Raw genomic sequence first — 6,172 nt, 5'->3', positions numbered from 1 at the left:
CGCCGCTCAGCCTTTATCGGGGAGATGCCGCACCGAAGGTGCGCATCTCAGGGGCGCGGGGAACTGCGCGACCAGCCCCCACTCACCCGCAGACGGCTGACCACCGTTGAACCCGTGCTCGGCGCCGGGGCTTAACCACCGCTCAGGACGCCCTCAAGCCCACCTTAAGGATCACCGTAACGCCGCTGACCAGCACATTCGCCCGCCTAGCCTACGAGGCGTGACCCCGAAGAGCCTCCGTATCGCCGTCGCCGCGGGCGGCATCGTCGTAACCGCCCTGTGGGCCGGGCAGGCGAACCCGTCCCCCCGCCTCGACGTCCTGTTCGCGACCGGCGCCCACCTCACCGGCCTCCTCGCCGGGTACGGAATCCTCGTCATGCTCTTCCTGATGGCACGGGTCCCCGCCGTGGAACACGGCATCGGCGCCGACCGCCTCGCCCGCCACCACGCCCGCGGCGGCCGCCACGTCCTCACCCTCTGCGCCGCCCACATCGTGCTCGCCCTGTGCGGCTACGCCGCGCACACCGGCACCGATCTCCTCACGACGGTCACCGACCTGCTCGGCTACCCGGGGCTCGCCGCGGCGGCGGCCGGCACCGTACTCCTCGTCGCGGTCGGCGCGAGCAGCGCCCGCGCGGCCCGGCGCCGCATCCCGCACGGCACGTGGCGGGGCCTGCACCTGCTCACGTACGTGGCCGCGGCCCTGGCCTTCGCCCATCAACTCGCCGGACCCGACATCGCGTACAGCCCGCTGAGCCTCGGCCTGTGGTCGCTGCTGCACGCCACGGTCGCCGTCCTCCTGATCTGGTACCGCCTGGTCGTCCCTGTCCGGCAGGCGCTCCACCACGACCTGCGCGTCGTCGACGTCCGCGTCGAGGGCCCGGGCGTCGTCTCCGTCCTCATGCGCGGCCACGACATCGGCCGGCTCCGAGCGGAGCCCGGCCAGTTCCTCCGCTGGCGGTTCCTGACGCGCCGCCTGTGGATGACGGCGCTGCCGTTCTCCCTCTCGGCGCCCGTCGACGGCGACCACATCCGGATCACGGTGAAGGCGGTCGGCGCGCACACGCGCCGCGTCCGCAGGCTCCGCGCGGGCGTACGCGTCGTCGCCACCGGCCCGTACGGCGCGCTGACCGCCCGCCGCCGCACCCGCCCCAAGGTGCTGCTGCTCGCCGGGGGAGTCGGCATCACCCCACTGCGCGCCCTCTTCGAGACGCTGCCCGGCGCCCCCGGCGACGTCACCCTCCTCTACCGCGCGAACAGCGCCGAACAGCTCGTCCTGCGCGAGGAGCTGGAAGCCATCGCCCGTACCCGCCGGGCGCCCCTGCACTACCTGCTCGGCCCGTCGGACGCGGCGTTCGACCCGCTCGCGCCCCAGTCCCTGCGCAACCTGGTCCCCGAACTGGCCGCGCACGACGTGTACGTGTGTGGCCCGCCCGGCATGACGCGGGCGGCGACGACGGCCCTGGCACGCGCGGGCGTCCCCGAGAACCGCATCCACGCGGAGTCCTTCGCCTACTGACACGTACTGACTGTCACGTACTGACTGACTTATAGGGAGCACCCAGACATGACCACGGGCCGCCATCGCAGACCCGCCCGCCCCGCCTACGCCCCCACCCCGCGCTCCCGCCGCAAGCTGACCGCAGGGCTCGCCTCCGCCAGCGCCCTGTTCGCCGCGTGCCTGGCCCTGACGGTGAACCCGGCCGCGCCGCCGCCCGCCGACCGGGCCGTCCCGCCCACCAGGACGGCAAGCTCAGAAGACGCTCAACTCTCCTCAGATTCATGGACGGCACACGTACCCCGTCCATAGGGTCGCGATCATGCCTGACATATCGCTGACCACCGTCGTCGTCCTCTGCCTCGCCGCCCTCGCGGCGGGCTGGATCGACGCGGTGGTGGGCGGCGGCGGCCTCCTCCTGCTCCCCGCGCTGCTGCTCGGCCTGCCCAACTCCTCGGCGGCGGGCCCCTACGCGCTCGGCACGAACAAGGCCGTCGCCATCGTCGGCACCACCGGCGCCGCGATCACGTACACCCGCAAGGCCCCGGTCGACGTCCGCCTCGCGGTCAGGATCGGCGTGGCCGCGCTGCTCGGCTCGACCGGCGGAGCCCTGCTCGCGGCCGGCATGAGCACGGACGTGCTCAAGCCGATCGTCATGGTCGTGCTCGTCGGCGTCGGCGCCTTCGTGATCTTCCGCCCGTCCTTCGGCACGGCCCCGTCGGCCGTCCCGGTCTCCCCGCGCCGGGTGTGGGCGGCGATCGGCCTCGCCGGACTCGGCATCGGCTTCTACGACGGCCTGATCGGCCCCGGCACCGGCACGTTCCTGGTCCTCGCCCTGACCGCCCTGCTCCACCTCGACCTGGTCACGGCCTCCGCCACCGCCAAGATCGTCAACTGCTGCACGAACGCGGGCGCCCTCGCGATGTTCGCGTACAAGGGCACCGTCTACTGGCAACTGGCCGCCCTGATGGCCGTGTTCAATCTCGCGGGCGGCATGGTCGGCGCCCGCACCGCCCTCAAGCGCGGCGCGGGCTTCGTACGGATCGTGCTCCTGACGGTGGTGTGCGCGCTGGTGCTGAAGATGGCGTACGAGCAGTGGGTGGCGTGAGCGCCGTCAGCGGCCTCCCGTCAGGTGGGCGAACACCACCACGTTCCCCTGGTAACCGGTGCTCCTCGTGTACGGCCCCCCGCACGTGATCACCCTCAACTCCGGCCTGCGCGCCGCCCCGTAGACCTTCTCGTCGGGGAAGTTCTTCGCCTCGTAGACCTCGACGGCATCGACGGTGAAGACGGCGACCGAACCGTCGCGGCGGTCGATCTCGATCGTCCGGCCGCGGGTGAGCGCGCCGAGGTCGTAGAAGACGGCGGGGCCGGTCGCGTTGTCGACGTGGCCCGCGACCACCGCCGTGCCCGTCTCGCCGGGCGTGGTGCCGTCCTCGTACCAGCCCGCGAGGTTCTTCTTCTGCGGCGGCGGCACGTCGAGGCTGCCGCTCCGCGTCAGGTGCAGGCCCATCAGCGGGGCGTCCACCCGGATCGACGGGATGCGGATGCGGTCCGGCGGGGACGGGGCGAGCGGGGGCGCCGCGCGCGTGTCGTGGCCGCCGCCCGCGCGGGCCTGTGCGGCCGACGGCTGCGGCGGCGGATGACCCTCCGCGCCGCTGGCCAGGAGCCAGGCCCCGGCCAGCAGGGCGAGGGCGGTGACGGCTCCTATGGCGGCGTTGGCCCGGTTCCCGGGGCGCGCGCGGCTGCGCATGACGGCTCCTGACGGTTCGACGGCTGCGTCCCCTTCCTCTCCGGTCCGCGAGGGGATGCGGCCGGAGAGGGGGGACTGGCGGTACCGGGGACGGACGGGGGCGCGGACCGCGGAGGGGGTCCGCGACGGCCGTCAGATCCCATCGCCTCTCGCCCGGCGATGCAGGAGCCAGGTACCGCCCGCGGCGGCGACGGCCAGAGCCGCCACGCCCGCCGCGGTCTGTACGGGGTCGGGACCGAGCGCGCCGCCGACCCCCGTCTTCACATGGCCTTTCGGCATCTGCGCCCCCGGCGAGCCCGCCTCGGCGAGGGACACGATCAGATCGCCGGTCACCTCGGTGCCGGCGGAGCAGCGGGCGACGATCTCGTACGTGCCCGGCTGCGCCGACACCGGGACCGCGAACCGGCCGTCCGCGCCGCCCGAGTCCGCGCCGGGCGCCAGCGTGAACGAGCCCGCGCCGACCGCCGTCGCGTCGCCTGACGCCGTTCCGTCCGTGCCGCACGCGGTCGTGTCGACGGTCACCGTGTCGCCGGGGGAGACCGTCGCCGGGTACACCTCGAGGCCGCCCTGCGCGGCGCCCGCCGGGCCGGCCGCGATGCCTGCGGCGGCGACGGCCAGAGCGGCGGCGATCAGCGGTCGGCCTGTGCGCATCGTGCTGCTCCTTCGCGTGCTGGGTGGGGCGTCGGGTGGCGCCCTGCCAAGCACGAGGTAAGTACCAGTCGCCGCCGCACGCTTGCTGATGGGGCGTCAGATCGGGGTGCCGGGTAGGCCTTCTGACGGGTCGACGGCAACATTTCAGCAGGTCACCGGCGTGTCGGTGGAAACTGGTCCCGGGGTGCGGCTAGGCGTGCGACTGGGTGACCCGACGGGTCGTCAGGGGGCTCGTTCAAGCCCCTGCGGCGATTGAGCAGCGGGGTCCGGGGCGGAGCCCCGCGGCCCGGACGCGGTCGCCGGGGGCCGAACGTGAAGGGGCGGCAACCACACCGACGCCACCGCCCCGCCCCCACTCCCGTTCCGCAGCGCGACCCTCGCCCCGATCGCCTGGGCCTGGCCCAGGGCGATGGTCAGGCCGAGGCCCGTGCCCTGGCCGCGTTCGGACGCGCCGGTCTGGAAGCGGCGGGGGCCGCAGCGCAGGAGCTGTTCGGGGAAGCCGGGGCCGTGGTCCCGTACGGAGACCGTCGTGCCGGTGACCGTCACCTCGACCGGGGCCGTGCCGTGCCGCCGGGCGTTGGTCACCAGGTTGGCCAGGATCCGTTCGAGGCGGCGCGCGTCGGTGCGTACCAGCGTCGCGGCCGCCGCCGGGTCGCAGCGCACCGCGTCCACCGGGCCGATCCGCCGCACCGCCCGCTCCACGAGCTCGCCCAGCGGGTGCGCGTCCAGGTCGGGTTCCTCGGCGTGCGCGTCGAGCCGGGCCACCTCCAGGAGGTCCTCGGTCAGCGTCCGCAGGGCGCCCACCCGGTCCCGTACGAGCTCCGCGGGGCGGCCCTGCGGGAGCAGTTCGGCCGCCGTGTGCAGGCCGGTCAGCGGCGTGCGCAGCTCGTGCGCCACGTCGGCCGTGAACCGCTGCTCGGCCTCGATCCGCTGCTGCAACGACGACGCCATCGTGTCGACGGCACACGCCAGTTCGGCCACCTCGTCACGGCTGCGCGCGGGCCGCCGGTGCCCGATCCGCGCATCGAGGTCGCCCTGGCTGATGCGCCGCGCGGTCGCCGCCGCCGACCGCAGCTCACGGCTGAGCCGGGACGCGAGCGCCGCCCCGCTGAGCGCGGCCAGCGCCACCACGACCACGCCGAAGAGGACGAGCTGCCGGTCGAATTCGGCCATCTCCGCCGCCGCCTCGTCCAGCGGCTCGCGCACCGAGAGGACCCGGTCGCCGACCGGGCGCGCCGCCCACACCGCCGGATGCCCGGACGACAGGTCGAGCCAGGTCGTGCGGCGGCCGTCGAGCGCCGCCTGCCGCAGCGGCCCGGGCAGACCGGGCGCGTCGAGGGCGGCGTCGGTGCCGTCGGTCCTGCTCGTCCGGTCGACCTGACCGGTCAGCTCGTACAGCTGCCGTACGCGGACGAGCTGGGCGGTGGCTCCCTCGCGGGCGTTCGCCGACACCTGGTCGAGCCGGGCGTGGTGCACCAGGAGCCCGATGGCCACCGCCACCAGCGCGCAGCCCAGCGCCACCAGGACGGCGATCTTCCAGCGCAGGCCGAGACCGCGGCTCATGACGCGGGGCTCTTCCCGGAGTCGCTCAAGCCGCTGTGAGCGTAGTTCTTGACGTCGCTGACGGTCGACATCCGCACGCCGTCCCAGTGGAAGCGCACCGCCTGCTCCCCGCCGTCCGCGCAGGAGCTGCGCAGCAGCAGATCCGTGCCGATGGTCTCCACGGCGACCCGCTTGCCCGCCGTGAACAGCACCGGGTACACCCGCCCCTCGTGCTCCCGGTACACGGTCAGCACCGTGCGCCCGGTCTCCGTGTCGACCGCGACGAGCAGCTCGGAACGGCCGTCTCCGGTCAGGTCCCGGTAGATCGGCGGCCGGACACCGGACATCCCCGGCTTCACGATGTCCTCGCGGTCCGCGAACGGCTCCATCCGCGGGTCGGCCCGCAGCAGCGCGTGCACGTCGAAGCCGGCGAGCCCTTCGCCGCCGACCCGCGGCAGCCCGGTCAAAGGCCGGGGCGGCGGCTGGTGCGCGGAGGCCTCGGCGCCGGGCGCCTTCGCCGACGTACCGGACCAGGCGGGCCACACGTCGTGCGGCTGCGGCTGTACGGAGACGGAGGGTGCGGCCTCCCCGGCGGCGAGGCCGTCGGTGCGGGCGCAGCCGGTGAGCGCGGCGACGCCCAGGGCGGCCGCGAGGGCGCCCGGCAGGAGGCGGTTCGGAAGGCTCATGCCGTCGACGGTAGAAAGCGACTATTACGACATCCCGGATGT

Annotated in this window: 6 protein-coding genes; 2 read left to right on the top strand and 4 right to left on the bottom strand. The window is 74.5% G+C overall.

The genetic code is table 11. The annotated features are described in order from the left end of the window. Positions 1–220: 220 nt before the first annotated feature. Positions 221–1,519, top strand: a complete 1,299-nt coding sequence (locus AB0L37_RS20040) for a ferric reductase-like transmembrane domain-containing protein (RefSeq protein WP_365506796.1) — start codon at positions 221–223, stop codon at positions 1,517–1,519. Between the two features lie 301 nt (positions 1,520–1,820). Further along, on the top strand, positions 1,821–2,606 hold the full coding sequence (locus AB0L37_RS20035; protein ID WP_365506793.1) for a TSUP family transporter: 786 nt from the start codon (positions 1,821–1,823) through the stop codon (positions 2,604–2,606). A gap of 6 nt (positions 2,607–2,612) precedes the next feature. Here AB0L37_RS20035 and AB0L37_RS20030 read toward each other — a convergent pair whose 3' ends face one another. The 4 genes from AB0L37_RS20030 to AB0L37_RS20015 form a co-directional block, all read right to left on the bottom strand. Further along, entirely contained in the window at positions 2,613–3,251 is a 639-nt protein-coding gene (locus AB0L37_RS20030) for a class F sortase (protein WP_365506790.1), read from the bottom strand. A 132-nt stretch (positions 3,252–3,383) separates the two neighbouring features. Further along, positions 3,384–3,902 carry a hypothetical protein gene (locus AB0L37_RS20025; protein ID WP_365506787.1) on the bottom strand — a complete coding sequence of 173 codons (519 nt, stop codon included), beginning with the start codon at positions 3,900–3,902 and terminating at the stop codon, positions 3,384–3,386. 222 nt (positions 3,903–4,124) lie between these two features. Then, on the bottom strand, positions 4,125–5,465 hold the full coding sequence (locus tag AB0L37_RS20020; RefSeq protein ID WP_365506785.1) for a HAMP domain-containing sensor histidine kinase: 1,341 nt from the start codon (positions 5,463–5,465) through the stop codon (positions 4,125–4,127). Then, positions 5,462–6,130: a hypothetical protein gene (locus AB0L37_RS20015; RefSeq protein ID WP_365506783.1), complete on the bottom strand. Its 669-nt coding sequence runs from the start codon at positions 6,128–6,130 to the stop codon at positions 5,462–5,464. Before AB0L37_RS20015 ends, AB0L37_RS20020 begins: the two co-directional genes overlap by 4 nt. Positions 6,131–6,172: the final 42 nt, after the last annotated feature.

The organism is Streptomyces sp. NPDC052225, from assembly GCF_040679615.1.
Classification (GTDB): Bacteria; Actinomycetota; Actinomycetes; order Streptomycetales; family Streptomycetaceae; genus Streptomyces.
This window is presented reverse-complemented; position numbering and strand designations above follow the sequence as displayed.

Coding starts and splice junctions, on each gene's coding strand:
- AB0L37_RS20020 (WP_365506785.1), bottom strand. CDS start 5,465: ATGAGCCGCGGTCTCGGCCTGCGCTGGAAGATCGCCGTCCTGGTGGCG.
- AB0L37_RS20015 (WP_365506783.1), bottom strand. CDS start 6,130: ATGAGCCTTCCGAACCGCCTCCTGCCGGGCGCCCTCGCGGCCGCCCTG.
- AB0L37_RS20030 (WP_365506790.1), bottom strand. CDS start 3,251: ATGCGCAGCCGCGCGCGCCCCGGGAACCGGGCCAACGCCGCCATAGGA.
- AB0L37_RS20035 (WP_365506793.1), top strand. CDS start 1,821: ATGCCTGACATATCGCTGACCACCGTCGTCGTCCTCTGCCTCGCCGCC.
- AB0L37_RS20025 (WP_365506787.1), bottom strand. CDS start 3,902: ATGCGCACAGGCCGACCGCTGATCGCCGCCGCTCTGGCCGTCGCCGCC.